Source organism: Streptomyces sp. NPDC006711, from assembly GCF_042869775.1.
Classification (GTDB): Bacteria; Actinomycetota; Actinomycetes; order Streptomycetales; family Streptomycetaceae; genus Streptomyces.
In genome coordinates, this window is sequence record NZ_JBIAGO010000013.1 from 115,445 (window position 1) to 131,616 (window position 16,172).

Annotated in this window: 16 protein-coding genes; 5 read left to right on the forward strand and 11 right to left on the reverse strand. The window is 72.4% G+C overall.

All coding sequences use genetic code 11. The features are described from left to right. Positions 1-69: 69 nt before the first annotated feature. Positions 70-1,554, forward strand: a complete 1,485-nt coding sequence (locus tag ACFYM2_RS24265; protein WP_358998546.1) for a zinc-dependent metalloprotease — start codon at positions 70-72, stop codon at positions 1,552-1,554. Beyond that, entirely contained in the window at positions 1,551-2,072 is a 522-nt protein-coding gene (locus ACFYM2_RS24270) for an NUDIX domain-containing protein (protein ID WP_358998549.1), read from the forward strand. Before ACFYM2_RS24265 ends, ACFYM2_RS24270 begins: the two co-directional genes overlap by 4 nt. Before the next feature lie 141 nt (positions 2,073-2,213). Here ACFYM2_RS24270 and ACFYM2_RS24275 read toward each other — a convergent pair whose 3' ends face one another. The 4 genes from ACFYM2_RS24275 to ACFYM2_RS24290 form a co-directional block, all read right to left on the reverse strand. Then, complete coding sequence (locus tag ACFYM2_RS24275; RefSeq protein WP_358998552.1) at positions 2,214-2,969, reverse strand: AIM24 family protein; 756 nt, start codon at positions 2,967-2,969, stop codon at positions 2,214-2,216. Between the two features lie 16 nt (positions 2,970-2,985). Next, on the reverse strand, positions 2,986-3,666 hold the full coding sequence (locus ACFYM2_RS24280; protein ID WP_388838992.1) for an AIM24 family protein: 681 nt from the start codon (positions 3,664-3,666) through the stop codon (positions 2,986-2,988). Positions 3,667-3,680: 14 nt separating this feature from the next. Then, positions 3,681-5,411: a TerD family protein gene (locus ACFYM2_RS24285; protein WP_388838995.1), complete on the reverse strand. Its 1,731-nt coding sequence runs from the start codon at positions 5,409-5,411 to the stop codon at positions 3,681-3,683. Positions 5,412-5,515: 104 nt separating this feature from the next. Continuing rightward, entirely contained in the window at positions 5,516-6,112 is a 597-nt protein-coding gene (locus ACFYM2_RS24290; RefSeq protein ID WP_350232545.1) for a M48 family metallopeptidase, read from the reverse strand. Positions 6,113-6,337: 225 nt separating this feature from the next. Between ACFYM2_RS24290 and ACFYM2_RS24295 the strand changes: the two genes are divergently transcribed. Further along, positions 6,338-7,471: a ThiF family adenylyltransferase gene (locus ACFYM2_RS24295; RefSeq protein WP_388838998.1), complete on the forward strand. Its 1,134-nt coding sequence runs from the start codon at positions 6,338-6,340 to the stop codon at positions 7,469-7,471. 40 nt (positions 7,472-7,511) lie between these two features. After that, positions 7,512-8,930 (forward strand): ABC1 kinase family protein, encoded by a 1,419-nt coding sequence (locus ACFYM2_RS24300; protein ID WP_388839001.1) that lies wholly within the window; start codon positions 7,512-7,514, stop codon positions 8,928-8,930. Positions 8,931-8,972: 42 nt separating this feature from the next. On the opposite strand, the gene ACFYM2_RS24305 is transcribed toward ACFYM2_RS24300, so the two are convergent. The 5 genes from ACFYM2_RS24305 to ACFYM2_RS24325 form a co-directional block, all read right to left on the reverse strand. Next, the gene (locus ACFYM2_RS24305; protein WP_350232542.1) at positions 8,973-9,143 is read right to left on the reverse strand and encodes a hypothetical protein; all 171 of its coding nucleotides are present in this window, start codon (positions 9,141-9,143) and stop codon (positions 8,973-8,975) included. Between the two features lie 169 nt (positions 9,144-9,312). Then, complete coding sequence (locus tag ACFYM2_RS24310; protein WP_358998568.1) at positions 9,313-9,636, reverse strand: hypothetical protein; 324 nt, start codon at positions 9,634-9,636, stop codon at positions 9,313-9,315. Beyond that, complete coding sequence (locus ACFYM2_RS24315) at positions 9,633-10,001, reverse strand: WhiB family transcriptional regulator (protein WP_053729898.1); 369 nt, start codon at positions 9,999-10,001, stop codon at positions 9,633-9,635. The genes ACFYM2_RS24310 and ACFYM2_RS24315 overlap by 4 nt, the downstream gene beginning before the upstream one ends. A 175-nt stretch (positions 10,002-10,176) precedes the next feature. Beyond that, complete coding sequence (locus ACFYM2_RS24320) at positions 10,177-10,530, reverse strand: hypothetical protein (protein WP_350232540.1); 354 nt, start codon at positions 10,528-10,530, stop codon at positions 10,177-10,179. Positions 10,531-10,711: 181 nt separating this feature from the next. Further along, positions 10,712-12,901, reverse strand: coding sequence for an ATP-dependent DNA helicase UvrD2 (locus ACFYM2_RS24325; RefSeq protein WP_358998574.1), 2,190 nt, complete (start codon positions 12,899-12,901; stop codon positions 10,712-10,714). Positions 12,902-13,208: 307 nt separating this feature from the next. Here ACFYM2_RS24325 and ACFYM2_RS24330 point away from each other — a divergent pair, with 307 nt between their 5' ends. After that, on the forward strand, positions 13,209-13,451 hold the full coding sequence (locus tag ACFYM2_RS24330) for a mycoredoxin (RefSeq protein ID WP_350232538.1): 243 nt from the start codon (positions 13,209-13,211) through the stop codon (positions 13,449-13,451). Positions 13,452-13,674: 223 nt separating this feature from the next. On the opposite strand, the gene nudC is transcribed toward ACFYM2_RS24330, so the two are convergent. Continuing rightward, on the reverse strand, positions 13,675-14,664 hold the full coding sequence (nudC, locus tag ACFYM2_RS24335; protein WP_388456467.1) for an NAD(+) diphosphatase: 990 nt from the start codon (positions 14,662-14,664) through the stop codon (positions 13,675-13,677). An 88-nt stretch (positions 14,665-14,752) separates the two neighbouring features. After that, entirely contained in the window at positions 14,753-16,168 is a 1,416-nt protein-coding gene (locus ACFYM2_RS24340; protein ID WP_388839004.1) for a dipeptidase, read from the reverse strand. Positions 16,169-16,172: the final 4 nt, after the last annotated feature.

Below are 16,172 nucleotides of genomic sequence, written 5' to 3' on the forward strand. Positions count from 1 at the left end.
TACGCTGGTGGTGTTGTGGGCCAGCCCGCCGTCGGCAGAAGCCGGCGGCCTAACGAGCCGAGGAAACCCGTGAGTGACACCCCATTCGGATTCGGTCTTCCGCCGGAGGAGCCGGAAGGCGGCGACGGCAAGAAGAAGGACCCTGCCGGAGGCGGTCAGGGTGCCGGCGGCCAGGGCGGCAACCCCTTCGGCTTCGGCGGCCCGGGCGGCGCGGACAATCCGTTCGCCGCGATGTTCGGTTCGATGAACCCGAACGATCTGGGCGCCGCCTTCCAGCAGCTCGGGCAGATGCTGAGCTACGAGGGCGGTCCCGTGAACTGGGACATGGCCAAGCAGATCGCCCGCCAGACGGTCGCCCAGGGCACGGCGGACGGCACCAAGGACGAGAGCGTCGGCCCGGCCGAGCGCGCCGCCGTCCAGGAGGCCGTGCGCCTGGCCGACCTGTGGCTCGACGACGCGACGTCGCTGCCCTCGGGCTCCACCACCGCGGTGGCCTGGAGCCGCGCGGAGTGGGTCGAGGCCACCCAGCCGGCCTGGAAGGAACTGGTCGACCCGGTCGCCGAGCGTGTCGGCGCGGCCATGGGCGGCGTGCTGCCCGAGGAGATGCAGGCCATGGCCGGCCCGCTGATCGGCATGATGCGCTCCATGGGCGGCGCCATGTTCGGCCAGCAGATCGGGCAGGCGGTCGGCACGCTCGCGGGCGAGGTCGTCGGCTCGACCGACATCGGGCTGCCGCTCGGCCCGGCCGGCAAGGCCGCGCTGCTTCCGCTGAACATCGCGGCGTTCGGCAAGGACCTGGGCGTCCCGCAGGACGAGGTCCGGCTCTATCTGGCCCTGCGCGAGGCCGCCCACCAGCGGCTCTTCGCGCACGTCCCGTGGCTGCGCTCGCATCTGTTCGGCGCGGTCGAGGGGTACGCGCGCGGCATCACCGTCGACACGGCGAAGCTGGAGGACGCCGTCGGCCAGCTGGACGTGTCCAACCCGGAGCAGCTTCAGGAAGCCCTTCAGCAGGGCCTTTTCCAGCCGGAGGACACCCCGCAGCAGAAGGCGGCCCTGGCCCGTCTCGAGACGGCGCTCGCCCTGGTCGAGGGCTGGGTGGACGCGGTGGTCCACGCCGCCGCCAAGCCCCGGCTCACCTCGGCGGACGCGCTGCGCGAGACGCTGCGCAGGCGCCGGGCGACCGGCGGCCCGGCCGAGCAGACGTTCGCCACGCTGATCGGTCTTGAACTGCGTCCGCGCCGGCTGCGGGACGCCTCGCGCCTGTGGGCCTCGCTCACCGACGCGCGCGGGGTGGACGGCAGGGACGACCTGTGGGAGCACCCGGACATGCTGCCGACGGCATCCGACCTGGACGACCCGGACGGCTTCGTGCACCGCGAGCACCTGGACTTCTCGGAGCTGGACAAGATGCTGGGCGAAGCCGCCGAGCAGAACAGCCCGTCCCTGAAGAAGGACAAGGCCGACGCGGGCGAGAAGAAGGCGGACGGCGAGAGCGCGTCCGGCAAGGACGCCGGCGACGACACCGACGACAGCAAGGGCGAAGCGGACCAGTGAGCCTGCATGACGACGCGGTCCTCGTACTGAAGGCGTACGAGGACCAGCCCGAGCTGCGCCAGGACTATCTGGACCATCTGTCGGCGCACCCCGACGGGATGTGGAAGGCCTGCGAGGCCGGCCACCTCACGGCGAGCGCGCTGGTGATCGACCCCGAGCGGGGCCGGGTCCTTTTGACGCTGCACAAGAAGCTGAACATGTGGCTCCAGATGGGCGGCCACTGCGAGCCCGGTGACGCCACGGTGGCGGCCGCCGCGCTACGCGAGGCCGAGGAGGAGTCCGGGGTGGGCGGCCTCACGCTGCTCGCCGGCGGCCCCGTCCGGCTCGACCGCCACCCCATCCCGGCGCCCTGCCACTGGCACCTGGACGTCCAGTACGCGGCGCTCGCCCCGGCCGGCGCTGTCGAGGCGATCAGCGACGAATCCCTCGACCTGCGCTGGTTCGCCTACGACGAGGTGGCCGACGTGGCCGACACCTCGGTGGTCAACCTCGTGGAGGCGACCCGCGCGCGGCTGTAACCGAGGGCGCCCCGGTCCTCAACTGGCGTACGGGGCAAGGTCGTTCACGGGTAAGGGGCGGTCGCCATAGCGACCGCCCCTTACCTGTACCGTGCCAAGCCGGGCCGCGCGGTGCCGGGCCGCGGGCGGAGACCTCGGCGCTCAGCTCCAGGCGTTGCCCTGGTTCTGCGCGTGGGCGCCCTGCTGGCCCATGCCGTACTGGGCCCGCAGGCCCTGTCCGATCACCGCGTTCTGCGGCGGCAGCACCTCGCTCGGCTGGACCAGCGCGAAGCCCTGGCCGAGGAAGCTGAGCTCCCAGCCCTCACCGGTGTTCCCGCGGCGCCGCCACACGCCCGTGGAGTGCGTCTGCGCCTGCATCTGGACGCGCAGGGACGTCGACCAGGCCACGATCGCGTCCGCGTCGGCGTTGACGTACTTGTCCGGCGTCACCTGGAGCATCAGCGGCTGGCCCGAGGTCATCAGGACGACCTTGCCGGTGCCGGTGATGTTGAGCTGGTACTTGCCGGTGCCGGAGACGCCGTACTGGCTGTCCACGGCGATGACTTCGTGGTGCAGCGAGGAGTCCATCGCGAGGACGTAACCGCTGTCGACCGTCAGTCCGTCCCGGTCGACGTCCACGACGTGGACATGCTGGGCCAGGTTGGCCAGGTAGACCGTGCCCTGCCCCGAGACGCGCATCAGGTCGAGCCCTTCGCCGGTGCGGGCGCGGGCCTGCTGTTGGCCGTTGGACCGGTACTCCCCGTCGAACTCCAGCAGCCCCTGATAGGCGACCATCGAGCCCTTGCGGGCGAGGAGGTCGTCGTGGCCGGTGAGCACGGCGCGCAGGAGCTGTGGATTCTGCGCCGTGTAACGCTCCTGGGACTGCTGCTCGGTGTAGCTGAAAAGCGAGCTCTGCATTGGTGTCTACTCCCCCTCAGCCCCGGGCCCGCAGGCGGTCCGTGCTGTCCTCACTCGGCTGTACGACCACGATGCCCTTGCCGGAGAACGCCATCTGGTACGCCTCGCCGCTGCCCCGGCCGATCAGCGACGACGCCTTGAAGCTGCGCTTGCCCTTCACCTTCAGGTTCGGCGACCAGGCAACGAGCGCGTCCGGATCGACGTACGTCTCGTCCTCGCCGCTGCCGCAGTCGACGACGACGGGCGTGCCGCGCGAGGTGAGGGCGACCCAGCCGGTGCCGGAGATCTTGACGTTGAACAGGCCCTGGCCCGCGAACTTGGCGAGCCCCTTGACCCGTTCGACACCCCACTGCAAGCTCGCGTCGAAGGCGAGCACATTGGTGCCGTTGACGGAGAGCGCGTCGTTGTCGAGGTGGACGATCACGACGTTGGCGCCGTAGTCGGCGAGGTAGAGCTGTCCGTCGCCGGTGCACTTCATGAGGGGCGCGCCCTCACCGGTGATCCAGTCCCTGGCCATCTGGCGCACGGCCGGCGGGTTGGGTTCGTATTGGATGAAGCCCTCGTAGGCGACCATCGAGCCGACCCGCGCGAACAGGTCCTGGCCGGCGGCCATGGCCACCTTGAGCATGGCGCTGCCGTGGTTCTCCATCCGGGCCGCGACGGGTGTGGGGGCGTAGCCCGCGAGTTGCTGGTTCATTTCTTCGGGCTCCCTCAGACCTCGTACGGCTGGACGACGATGAAGTTGCCGGGGGCGCCCCGGAACTGGAGATTGACGGACTCGCCGCTGTGGCCGGGATAGGCGTTGCGGCGCAGCCTGACCTGGCTGGAGACGATGACCTGGGACGCGGCGGACCAGGCGACGATGGCGTCGCTGTCGGCGAACGTGGTCGGGGTGACGGGCAGCACCACGGGGGTGCCGTGGGTCATCACGACGACGGTGCCCGCGCCCTGGAACAGCATGGTGAACAGGGCACCGCCGGGGATGCCGTGCCCCTCGATGCGGCGCACCTCGTAGTGCAGCGACTCGTCGAAGGCGAGGACGTGCTCGGCGGAGACGCAGATGCCGTCGCCCTGGAGCTCGATGGGGTGCAGATAGGCACTGTTCTCGGCGAGGAAGACCTGGCCGCGGCCGGTGCAGCGCATCAGCTGCATTTCCTGGCCGGTCGCGTTGCCGACGATCCGGCCGGCGAACCCGGCGCCCTTGTAGCCGAAGTCGACCTTGCCCTGGTACATGACCATGCTGCCCTGGCGGGCGAGGACGGGCTGGCCGTCGGCCCCGAGGTCGACCCGGACCAGCTGCTTGTTCTGCGCCGTCCAGCGCGCGCCGGTGGGGACTTCCTTGTACATCTGGATCGCGGCGTGCAGTCCGCCGCCGCCCTGGGGCATGCCCTGCGGCTGACCGTAGGGCGCGGGTTGACCATAGGGAGCCGGCTGCCCATAGGGGGCGGGCTGGCCGTAAGGCGCGGGCTGGCTGTAGGGGGCGGGCTGGCCGTACGGAGCGGGCGCGGGCGGGGTCTGGCCCGGGATGGGACCGGGGCCCTGCCCGAACTGCGGCTGCCCCGGCGGCTGTCCGTACGCGGGCTGGGGCCCGCCGTACGGTGCCGGTGCGGGCGGCGGCACGGTGCCCGGCGCCAGGTGCATCGGCGCGGCGATGGTCGGCGCCGCGTGGATCTGCGGACTCGGCGCCGGAGGCGGGGGCGGCGGGCCGCCCTGCGCTGCCGGGGGCGTGTAGTGCTGCGGGGCGGCGGGTGCGGGCGCGCCGAAGGACGGCGCGGGCCCCGGGGCAGGCGCGGGGGCGGCGAACTGCGGGGCGGGCGCGGCGGCCTGGGGCGGCGGGGCGAACCCGGGGGCCGCGCCCTGAGGGTGCGGCTGGGGCTGCGGCTCCCGCGGTGCCGGGGCCGGGGCGGGCTCCTCCTCAAGGACCTCGCCGCCGAAGTTCTTCAGCAGCGCCTCGAGTCCCCCGTCGAAGCCCTGGCCCACGGCGGCGAAGCGCCAGACGTCCTTCAGGTAGAAGTCACCGAGCATGACGGCGCGCTCGGTGCTGAACTCCGCTCCCGTGAAGGAGTAGCGCGCCACTTCCTCGCCGCCGGCCACGACCCGGATGTAACCGGGGCCCACCTGCGACATCTGGCCCGGACCGTCCAGGGTCGCGGTGAAGGAGAGCCGTTGGATGTGCGCCGGGAGGCGGTCGAGGGTGACACGGAACGATTCGGTGTCACCGGACTGCGCGCCGAGGAGCCGGAGTGAACCCTCGGGGGACTCGGGCTGGTTGAAGAAGACGAAGTAACGGTCGTCGGACAGCTGCTCACGGGCGTCGAGACCGAAGCAGCTGATGTCGAAGGTCAGTCCGGGTCCGCCGATCTGTACGCCGACGTACAGATCCGTCCCCGCCGTGAGATCACTGACCTTGGCCTTGTGGCCGCGCTGGAATTCCCTGGCCATGTACCGACCGTCCCCCATCCCGAGGTGATTGCGTCGCGCCAGGCTAACGGCTGCCCCGGACAATCGGCCAAGCCGCGGCACATTCGGTACACAACCGCCGACACCTACTCCTCGCGCGCGGCGGGCAGGTGCGGGAGGCGGGCGGCGGCCACCACGCCCTCGAGGTAGCCACGGGCCCGCTCGGTGCGCGGATAGGCGTCGAGCAGCTGCCAGAACCGGGGCCCGTGACCGGGCACGAGGAGGTGCGCGAGCTCGTGGACGAGCACATAGTCGACGACGTACTCGGGCATGCCCTGCAACCGGTGCGAGAGCCGGATGCTGCCCTCGGCCGGGGTGCACGAGCCCCAGCGGGTGTTCTGATTGGTCACCCAGCGCACCGAGGCGGGGCGGGCACGGCCCTGGAAGTACTGCGCGGACAGACGCTCGGCGCGCTCGGTCAGCTCGGCGTCGCCCAGCATGCGCTTGGACTCCTGGGCGGCCAGCTTGTCCAGCATCACCGTCACCCAGCGCTGCTCCTCGGCCTCGGACATCCGGGCCGGGATCAGCACGATCGTGCGGTCGCCCTCGCGGTAGGCGGAGACGGTCCTGCTGCGCCGGGCGCTGCGGCGCACCTCGACCGCGCTCGTCACCGGGCCGCGTGGCGGCAGGCCGGTCGGGCGGCGCGGCGGGCTTCCGGCACTCTGCAGCGGGTCGGCGGGCACGCCCCGACGTTACCCGCTGTCAGTGGGGGAAGTCCCGCCTCCGGGGCGGTTGAGCCATGATCCATCCGCTGAGCCGCACCATTTGAATGACTAATACCCCCTGCCTGTGGACAACTTTTCACGCCGCTCGGCGCGACCGTGCACGCTGGCCTCATGCCGCACGACGGCCCGTGGACGGGCGGGTGCCGAGGCGGCTCACGCGGACACGACGACGGGGGTGGGACCATGCATCCGGTGATCAAGCCGGCGCTGCGCCGGGCCTGGCGCGACCGGGCGACCGTACAGTTCGGGATCACTCCCGCGCAGGCGGTGGTGCTGTCGCCGGTGGATCCGGCGACGGGGCATTTCCTCGACCTGCTCGACGGCACCCAGGGCCTGGCCCTCCTGTACGAGCGGGCGCGCGTCCTAGATCTGCCACGGGCCCAAGTGGACGAACTTATCGAGCGGTTGACGGCGGCCGGCGTGGTGGACGACGCGGCGGCCGGCGGCCCCGAGGCCGAGTCGTTGCGCGCCCGGACGCAGGCGCTGGAGCGACTACGGCCGGATCTGGCGTCCCTCTCCCTCCTGCACGCGGAGCCGGGCGCCGCGACAGCACGCCTCGCGGCGCGCGGCGCCATACGCGTCCAGGTGCGCGGGGCCGGGCGGGTCGGCGCGATGATCGCCGCCGTGCTCTCGGGCTCAGGGGTGGGCCGGGTCGACGTGCTGGACGGGGGCACCGTACAGCCGGGTGACGTGGCGCCGGGCGGGCTCGCGGAGCAGGCGGTCGGCGAGCGGCGCGCGGCGGCGGCCGGCCGGCTGGTGCGGCGCGCCGCGCCGGGTCCCACGCCGCGTCAGGGGCGGGACCCGGAGCGGACGTCGCTCTCCCTGATCGTGGTGGCCCCGCGCGAACCCCTCGATGTCCACGCGCCGAACGCGGTGGACGCGCAGGACTGGGTCCGGGCCGGAATTCCCCATCTGTACGCGGGAGTTGTGGAGACGACGGGGATGGTGGGCCCGCTGGTCCTGCCGGGTGGCACCGGGTGCGCGGGATGCCTGGCGCTTTCCCGGGCCGAGCGCGATCCGGGCTGGCCCCGGCTGCTCGCGCAGTGGCGCTCGGGGCGGCACCGGGCCGCCGTGCCGGCCTGTGACCTGGCACTGGCGACCGCCGTCGCGGGGCTCGCGGCGGCGCACGCCCTGACCTTCCTCGACGGTGATCTTCCGGCGAGCACCGGCAGCCGGTGGGAGACGTCGCTGCCCCACCTCGACTGGCGGTCCGCCCCGGTGGGGCCGCACAGCGGCTGCTTCTGCGGCGCCGCCGGAAAGACTCGGGGGGTGCAGGCCTCGGGGGTGGCGGGCTCACACGACACAATGGCCGGGTAGCGCCTGCGAGGGCGTGGCTGTCTGGGACTTGGAGGGGCGCATGTCTGATCTTCCCCGGAAGGCGGTCACCCGGACCGCCAAGCTGGCCGCACTGCCACTTGGCTTCGCGGGCCGGGCGACCTGGGGCCTGGGTAAGCGGATCGGCGGGAAGTCCGCGGAGCTGGTGGCCCGCGAGCTCCAGCAGCGCACCGCCGACCAGCTCTTCAAGGTCCTGGGCGAGCTCAAGGGGGGCGCGATGAAGTTCGGGCAGGCACTGTCCGTCTTCGAGTCGGCCCTGCCCGAGGAGGTCGCGGGCCCCTATCGGGCCGCCCTGACCAAGCTCCAGGAGGCCGCGCCTCCGATGCCGACGCGCACGGTCCATGCCGTCCTCGCGGAACGGATGGGCCCCGACTGGCGCGAGCTGTTCCTGGAGTTCGACGAGAAGCCGGCGGCCGCCGCCTCGATCGGGCAGGTCCACCGGGCGATCTGGCACGACGGGCGCGAGGTGGCCGTCAAGGTGCAGTACCCGGGGGCAGGCGAGGCGCTGCTGTCGGATCTGACCCAGCTGAGCCGGTTCGCCCGGTTGCTGGGGCCGCTGATCCCGGGGATGGACATCAAGCCGCTCATCGCCGAGCTGCGCGACCGGGTCTCGGAGGAGCTGGACTACGGCCTGGAGGCGCGGGCGCAGCGGGAGCACGCGGCGGAGTTCGCGGGGGACGAGGGCGTGCTGGTGCCCGATGTGGTGCACCAGAGCGACCAGGTCCTGGTGACCGAGTGGATGGAAGGCATACCGCTCTCGGAGGTGATCAGCGACGGCACGCCCGAACAGCGCGACAGGGCCGGGCAGTTGCTGATGCGGTTCCTGTTCTCGGGCCCGGCCAGGACGGGGCTGCTGCACGCCGATCCGCATCCCGGCAACTTCCGGCTCCTGGCACCCGAGAAGGCCGGCGGGCCCTGGCGGCTCGGTGTCCTGGACTTCGGCACCGTGGACCGGCTGCCCGGCGGGCTCCCGGCGACCATCGGCGCGGCGCTGCGCATGACGATCGAGGGCGACGCGGAGGCGGTCTACGCGATGCTGCGCGAGGAGGGCTTCGTGAAGGAGTCCATCGACCTCGACCCGGACGCGGTCCTCGATTATCTGCTGCCGATCATCGAACCGGCCCAGGCCGAGGAGTTCACCTTCAGCCGGGGCTGGATGCGCCGGCAGGCGGCCCGGATCGCCGATCCCCGCTCCCCCGCCCACCAATTGGGCAAGCGGCTCAATCTGCCGCCCTCCTATCTCCTGATCCATCGCGTGACGCTGTCCACCATCGGCGTGCTGTGCCAGCTGGAGGCCACGGTCCGTATGCGGGACGAGCTGGAGGAGTGGCTGCCCGGATTCGTGGCGCAGCTGCCCCACCCGGCGGATCCCGCACCCGAAGGGGCGGCGGCCGGGGAGACGGTGGTGGCCGGGGAGGCGGGGGTGGCCGAGGAGGCGTGAGGGGCGGCGGTCCGGGGCCGGCTGTGCTCGCGGGGCCGGGCGCTACCACCAGTCGGCGTCGAGCCTGCCTTCGATGGCTCTGATGTTGGCGCGGGCGCAGGCGTCGCAGTAGTAGCGGCCGCTGCCGTTCTCGACCGAGTAGACCCAGGTCGCCGGTGGGCCCTCGGCCGGAGCCGGGGTCCCGCAGTGGGAGCACACGATGGTTTCGGCCATGGGCCGATTCTGGTCGTCCACCTCGTGACGATACCGCCGCGCCCGGGTCCCCGGGGGCACAACGCACCGCGGGGGCCGGTCCGTTCGGACCGGCCCCCGCGTCACGCTGTTTGTCGCTCGCTGTTTTCAGCTCGGTGATTCCTGGCCCCGCCGGGCCGGGCGAGGGCTGTCAGTGCATGACGGCCATCGCCAGCGCGCGGCGGGCACGCATCGATGCGCGCTCGGCGCGCCGTTGCAGTCGCCGGGCGGCCACCAGGCGCAGTGCCTGGCGCTCCGCCTCGGCTTCCCGCAGGCGCTGATGCATATGCGCACGGGCCAGCGCTTCTGGCATGAGTTGCATTTCGAGGGTCCTGTTCTGGCGCGACTCGTTCGCGCCGGTGGTGGTGAAGTCTGGGGTCGCGGAGCCGGTGGGCTCGCTGGCGGACGTCGTCATCGGGGCCTGCTTCTGGGGGTCGTTCGTTCGGGGCTGGTCGATGGTTCCCGGGCGGTTCATGCGGCGACCGGGTTCTTGCGCGGGCGGCCACGCGGCCGCTTGCGGGCGACGACCACACCCTGGACGAAGAGCTCTCCGCCCCAGACGCCCCACGGCTCACGCCGCTCCTTGGCGCCCGCGAGGCAGGCGGCCATCAGGGGGCAGGTCTGGCAGAGGGACTTGGCGTACTCGACGTCGGCCGGCGACTCGGCGAAGAAGACCTCCGGGTCGAAGGAACGGCAGGGGACGGGTACGCCCAGGTTCTCGATGGCGTCGTCGAGCGCGGTGAGCGCGGTGAGGGGAGTCAAGGCGGGGTCCTCCGTGAGACCGGGCGGGGGAAGAGTCGGGGCGGGCGGTACGGACGGGGCGTGCGCTTCGAGTTGCACGGTGATGTCAACCTCGTCTTGTCGGCTGTGTTCGGCTGTGTCGGTCCGGCCGGTCGGCCGGGTTTCGGCTGGTACCGAGGCCCCCTTCACTCCGTCCGTCCCGTTCGGGACAAACAGAAGGGCCGCGGATCCCGGGTGGGGTTCCGCGGCCCTGAAGGCGCCTGCCTGATCCGAATCAGGCTGGATCACTCCAGGGTTCGAGCCCACGGAAGGCCCACATCGTGTGGTGCTGGTACTGCTTCGTCTGCTGTCCCGCTCCCGCGCCGGCCGCCGCGAAGGCGTGGGCCTTCGCCCTGCCCTTCGCTACTGCTGCCGCCGACGCCGAAATCGGTCGCTCATTGCGCTCATCACGCACGGGAAGGCTGGCCATCGGAGCCGGAACCGGAGCGCTGAGGCCGAGCAGACCAAAGACGCCGGTGGACATACCGGTGCCCTGGAACGAAGAGCCGAGCGTGCAGGTGGCGACGACCGAGCGGACGGTCACTTTGGTGGTGATGAAGCTGGTGTCGGTCTTGATGTAGCTGGCCACTGGTCTCGCCTCCTCTCGGCGTCTCGGGGACTTCGGCCCGCGAAGGCCTGGTCCCATGCGTATTCGGATAAGTACAGCTAAGTACAGCACGGAGACCCGGCTTCGGAGAAGCTCTCGTTTCCGTGGTTAAGAACCTATGGGGATCCCCGGGGCGGGCGCAAACTATTTTTTCGACGAGTTTTCAGGAACCCTCCTCGTCGGCTCCCCCAGGCTCACCACCTGCGCAAATGGCCAGGACATCGGTGCCGAACCGGTCCAGCTTGCGGGCGCCGACGCCGGAGATCACCGCGAGCTCGTGGCCGTTGGACGGCACGGCCTCCGCGATCGCCATGAGCGTCTTGTCGGTGAAGACCACATACGGCGGCATGCCCAGGTCCCGCGCCTGGTGCGAGCGCCAGTCGCGCAGCCGCTCGTACAGCGCCTCGTCCATGTCCGACGGGCAGTCCTCGCAGCGCATCAGCTTCATCTCGCCGGCCTCGGTGAGTGTCTTCCCGCACACCCGGCACAGCACCGGGCCCCGGGTGCGCTTGCGGGCGGCCGGGCCGCGCTCCGTGCCCGCCGCGCCCGCCACGCCGCCGGTCGCCGCGCGCGCCGCCCGCGAGCCGGATCCGGGGCGCAGGCCGTTCAGGAAGCGGCTGGGGCGGCGCGAGGCCCGGCCGCCGGGAGAGCGCGCGAGCGACCAGGAGAGCCCGAGGTGGACGCGGGCCCGGGTGACGCCGACGTACAGCAGCCGGCGCTCCTCCTCGATCTGCTCGTCCGTCTTGGCGTAGGTGATCGGCATCATGCCCTCGGTGAGGCCGACCAGGAACACGGCGTCCCACTCCAGGCCCTTGGCCGCGTGCAGCGAGGCCAGGGTGACGCCCTCGACGGTCGGCGCGTGCTGGGCGGCCTCGCGTTCGCGCAACTCGGTCACCAGGTCGGACAGCGTCGCGCCGGGCTTCGCCCGCTCGAAGTCCTCGCCGAGCCTGACCAGGGCGGCCAGCGACTCCCAGCGGTCGCGGACCGCGCCGGAGCCCGCCGGGGGCTGCGCCGTCCAGCCCTTGGTGCCGAGCACGGCGCGCACCTGGGACGGCAGGTCCACCGCGTCGTCGAGCAGCGAGTCGTTGCCGCCGGCCCGGGCGGCGCCGCCGAGGGCCACGACCGCCTCGCGGACCTCGGGGCGCTCGAAGAACCGCTCGGCGCCGCGCAGCAGATAGGGCACGCCCGCGTCGGCCAGGGCCTGCTCATAGATCTCGGACTGGGCGTTGATGCGGTAGAGCACGGCGATCTCGCCGGCCGATACGCCCGAGGCGATCAGGTCGCGGATGCGCCGGGCGACGCCCTCGGCCTCGGCCGGCTCGTCCCCGTACTCGGTGTAGACGGGCTCGGGGCCCGCCTGGCGCTGGGAGACCAGCTCCAGGCGGTGCTCGGCGGCGCGGCCGGTGGCCTGGGCGAGCAGCCCGTTGGCCAGGTGCACGACCTGCGGCGTCGAGCGGTAGTCACGGACCAGCTTGACCACCGTCGCGTTCGGATGGCGGGTGCGGAAGTTCAGCAGATGCTCGGGGGTGGCGCCGGTGAAGGAGTAGATGGTCTGGCTGGCGTCGCCGACCACGCACAGGCTGTCGCGGTCGCCGAGCCACAGGTCGAGCAGGCGCTGCTGGAGGGGGCTGACGTCCTGGTACTCGTCGACCACGAAGTGCTGGTACTGGCGGCGGACCTGGTCGGCGATGTCGTGCCGGTCCTGGAGGACGCCGACCGTGAGGAGCAGCACGTCCTCGAAGTCGATCACGCCTCGGTCCTGCTTCAGCTGCTCGTACATCCGGTAGACCTGGGCGATCTCGGCCGGGTCGCGCGGGGCGTCGCGGTGGGACTTGGCGACCGCCGCCGGATAGTCGCCGGGGACGGTCTGGGTGACCTTGGCCCACTCGATCTCGCCCGTGACGTCGCGCAGCTCGTTGCGGTCGAGCCGGAGCCGGCAGCGGGCCGCCGCCTCGGCGACCAGCTGGACCTTGCGCTCGACAAGGCGGGGCAGCTGGCCGCCGACGGCCTTGGGCCAGAAGTACTGGAGCTGGCGCAGCGCCGCCGAGTGGAAGGTGCGGGCCTGGACGCCGCCCGCGCCGAGCTGGCGCAGCCGGCCCCGCATCTCGCCGGCCGCCCGGTTGGTGAAGGTGACGGCCAGCACGCTGGAGGGCTGGAGGATGCCGGCCCGCACCCCGTAGGCGATCCGGTGGGTGATCGCGCGGGTCTTGCCCGTGCCCGCGCCGGCCAGCACGCACACCGGACCGTTCAGGGCCGTCGCGGCCTCGCGCTGCTCGGGGTCGAGCCCGTCGAGCACCGCGTCGGCCGTCTCGGGGACCTGCGGGAAGGGAGTGGAGTGCGTTGCTGCTGTCACCCCGCCATGCTGCCAGGTCGTCCGGGACGGTTGCGCCGCGTTGTCCACAGGAGGCGGCCGCGGTCGTACTAATCCGGGGCCTAGGCTTCGTGCCTGGCACGCAGACCGCGCGCCCGTCGCCCGCCGCGGCACCGGCTCCGGCGCTTCCCGCCCGTGCCGAACCCGGCCGAAGGGCCCGTCATGGCGATTGGGTCACATACGGGGGTGGCGCGGGAATGGTGGCCGGTTCCGGTACGTTCCACTCCCTGCGGAACCGCATTCGGCGGGGCGCGCACGCCAGTCAGCCATCAAGAGGAGCGCGAGAGACATGCCGGGCACTGTGACGATGTACAGCACCACGTGGTGCGGCTACTGCACGCGGCTGAAGAAGCAGATGGACCGCGAAGGCATCGCGTACACCGAGGTCAACATCGAGCACGACCCGGAGTCGGCCACGTTCGTGGAGAAGGCCAACGGTGGCAACCAGACGGTGCCGACCGTCCTGTTCGACGACGGCTCGACGCTCACCAACCCCTCGCTCGCGCAGGTCAAGCAGAAGATCGGCGTCTGACGCCCACCGCTTCTGCGCCACCGGGGCCCCGGCCCTCGTACGAAAGGCCCCCGCCCGGACCCCTGGAGTCCTGGGCGGGGGCCTTTCGCGTGCGCGCACGCGCCCGGCCCGCACGCGCCCGGCCCGCACGCGCCCGGCCCGCACGGGCCCGGCCCGCACCCGCCCGGCCCGCACGGGCCCCCGCCCGGTACGCCCGGATCACCGCCCGGTACGCCCGCTCGGGTCAGTGCGTCGCCTTCGGCAGCGGGCGACCGTACCAGAGCTCGATGAGCCGGGCCGCGATCGAGATGCCGTACGGGGGCAGCACCTCGCCGGACGCGAAGGCGGCGGCCAGGTCCTCACGGGAGAACCAGCGGGCCTCGTGGATCTCCTCGCCGTCCACGTTGATCTCGGACGACGTGGCCTTGGCCATGAAGCCGAGCATCAGGCTCGACGGGAAGGGCCAGGGCTGACTCGCCACGTACTCGACCGGGCCGACCGTGACACCCGCCTCCTCGAACACCTCGCGGCGCACCGACTGCTCGATGGACTCGCCCGGTTCCACGAACCCCGCCAGGGTCGAGAAACGGCCCTCGGGCCAGTGCACCTGGCGGCCGAGCAGCGCCCGGTCCTGCCCGTCGGTGACCAGCATGATCACGGCGGGGTCGGTGCGCGGGTAGTGCTCGGCGCCGCACGCCTGGCAGCGGCGGATGTGGCCGGCCGCGGCGATGACCGTACGCTCGCCGCAGCGCGAGCAGAAGCGGTGCAGACGCTGCCAGTTCTCCAGGGCCACCGCGTGGGCCATCAGGCTCGCGTCGCGCGGTGACAGCAGCAGGCCCGCCTCGCGCAGTCCGGCCGGCCTGGCCGACTGGTCCATGCGGCCGGGCAGGGCGTCCTTTTGCAGGGCGAAGTAGCTCACACCCTCCTCGTCGGTGCCGAGGAAGTAGCGGTGGGTCTCGGTGACCGGCGCCTCGAAGGCGGGCGTCATGACGATCTCGGTGCGCACCGGCTCGCCGTCCGCGCCGGCCGCCCCGGCGACGGTCTCGTCGATGAGGACCTGGCCGCCGGAGACCACGAAGACCCGGGTCGTGGGGTGGCTCCAGGCGGCCGCGAGCCACGCCTCGTCGAGGCGGTGGTGGGCGGCACGGTCGATGCCGCCCGGCTCGGTCAGGCTGATGGGCGTGGACGGGCCGAGCGGCCGGTCCGTGCGGACTTCACTGCTGGTGGTGCTCACAGGTGCTTCCAACTCCCCCTGATGGACGGTGTGTTCAGCGATATCTGTCAGCCGGTGACGCGGGCCGGCGCAGCCGCGGGCTGGTGGATCATGCGGTGGTGGCGGCGAGGTCGCTCCACAGGTGGGCCGCCGTCTCGACGCCCTTGAACAGGAGGTCGAGCTCGACCTTCTCGTTCGGCGCGTGCCAGCCGTCCGAGGGGACGGAGATCCCGAGGAACAGGACGGGCGCTCCCAGGACGTCCTGGAGGTCGGCGGCGGGCCCGGAGCCGCCCTCCCGGGTGAAGCGGACCTTCGTGCCGAAGGCCGTGCCCATCGCCCGCACGACGGCCTGGAGCGCCGGGTGGTCCAGCGGGGTCAGGCAGGGGCGGGTGCCCGCGCTCCAGCTGATCTCGTGCCGGATCCCGTCGGGAACGCGGCTGCCGGCCCACGCGGTGACCAGCTTCTCGATCCGCTCGGGATCCTGCCCCGCGACCAGCCGGAAGGACAGCTTGACCATCGCCGACGCCGGAATGACCGTCTTGCCGCCGGGGCCCTGGTAGCCGCCGCCGATGCCGTTGACCTCGGCGGTCGGGCGGGCCCATACGCGTTCCAGGGTGGAGAAACCGGCCTCGCCCGCCGCCGCCCGCGACTTGGCGGTGGTCAGCCACTCGGCCTCGTCGAAGGGCAGCTCGGCGAAGAGCTCGCGCTCGGCGTCGCTCAGCTCGGCGACGCCGTCGTAGAAGCCGGGCACGGTGACGTGTCCTTCCGCGTCGTGCAGGGCCGCGACCAGGCGGGCCGCGGCCGTCGCCGGGTTGGGGACGGCGCCGCCGAAGGAGCCGGAGTGGATGTCCTGGGCGGGCCCGTACAGCCGGATCTCGCACTCGGCCAGGCCCCGCATGCCCGTGCACACGGTGGGGGTGTCCTCGGACCACATGCCGGTGTCCGAGACGATCACGGCGTCCGCCGCCAGGCGCTCGGCGTGCCGCTCCACCAGGGCGCGGAAGTGCGGCGAACCGGACTCCTCCTCACCCTCGATCAAAAGCTTCAGGTTGACGGCGGGGGCGGTGCGCCCGGTGGTGGCGAGGTGCGCGCGCACGCCCAGGGTGTGGAAGAACACCTGCCCCTTGTCGTCGGCGGCGCCGCGCCCGTACATCCGGCCGTCCGCGATCACCGGCTCGAAGGGGTCGGTGTGCCAGCCGTCCTCGCGGGCCGCGGGCTGCACGTCGTGGTGGCCGTAGACCAGGACGGTGGGCGCGCCCGGATCGCCCGAGGGCCACTCGGCGCAGACAGCGGGGGCGCCCGGGGTGTCCAGGATCTCGACGGTCGGGAAGCCGGTCTCGCGCAGTTTGGCGGCGAGCCAGTCGGCGCTGCGCCGTACGTCCGCGGCGTGGTCGGGCTGGGCCGACATGGACGGGATGCGCAGCCACTGCGCGAGGTCGTCGAGGAAGGCGGCGCGGTGCTGCTCGATGTACGCGCGCACCGCCGCGGCGGCGGGCTGGACGGCGCTGTCCGGGGTCTCGCTCATGCCC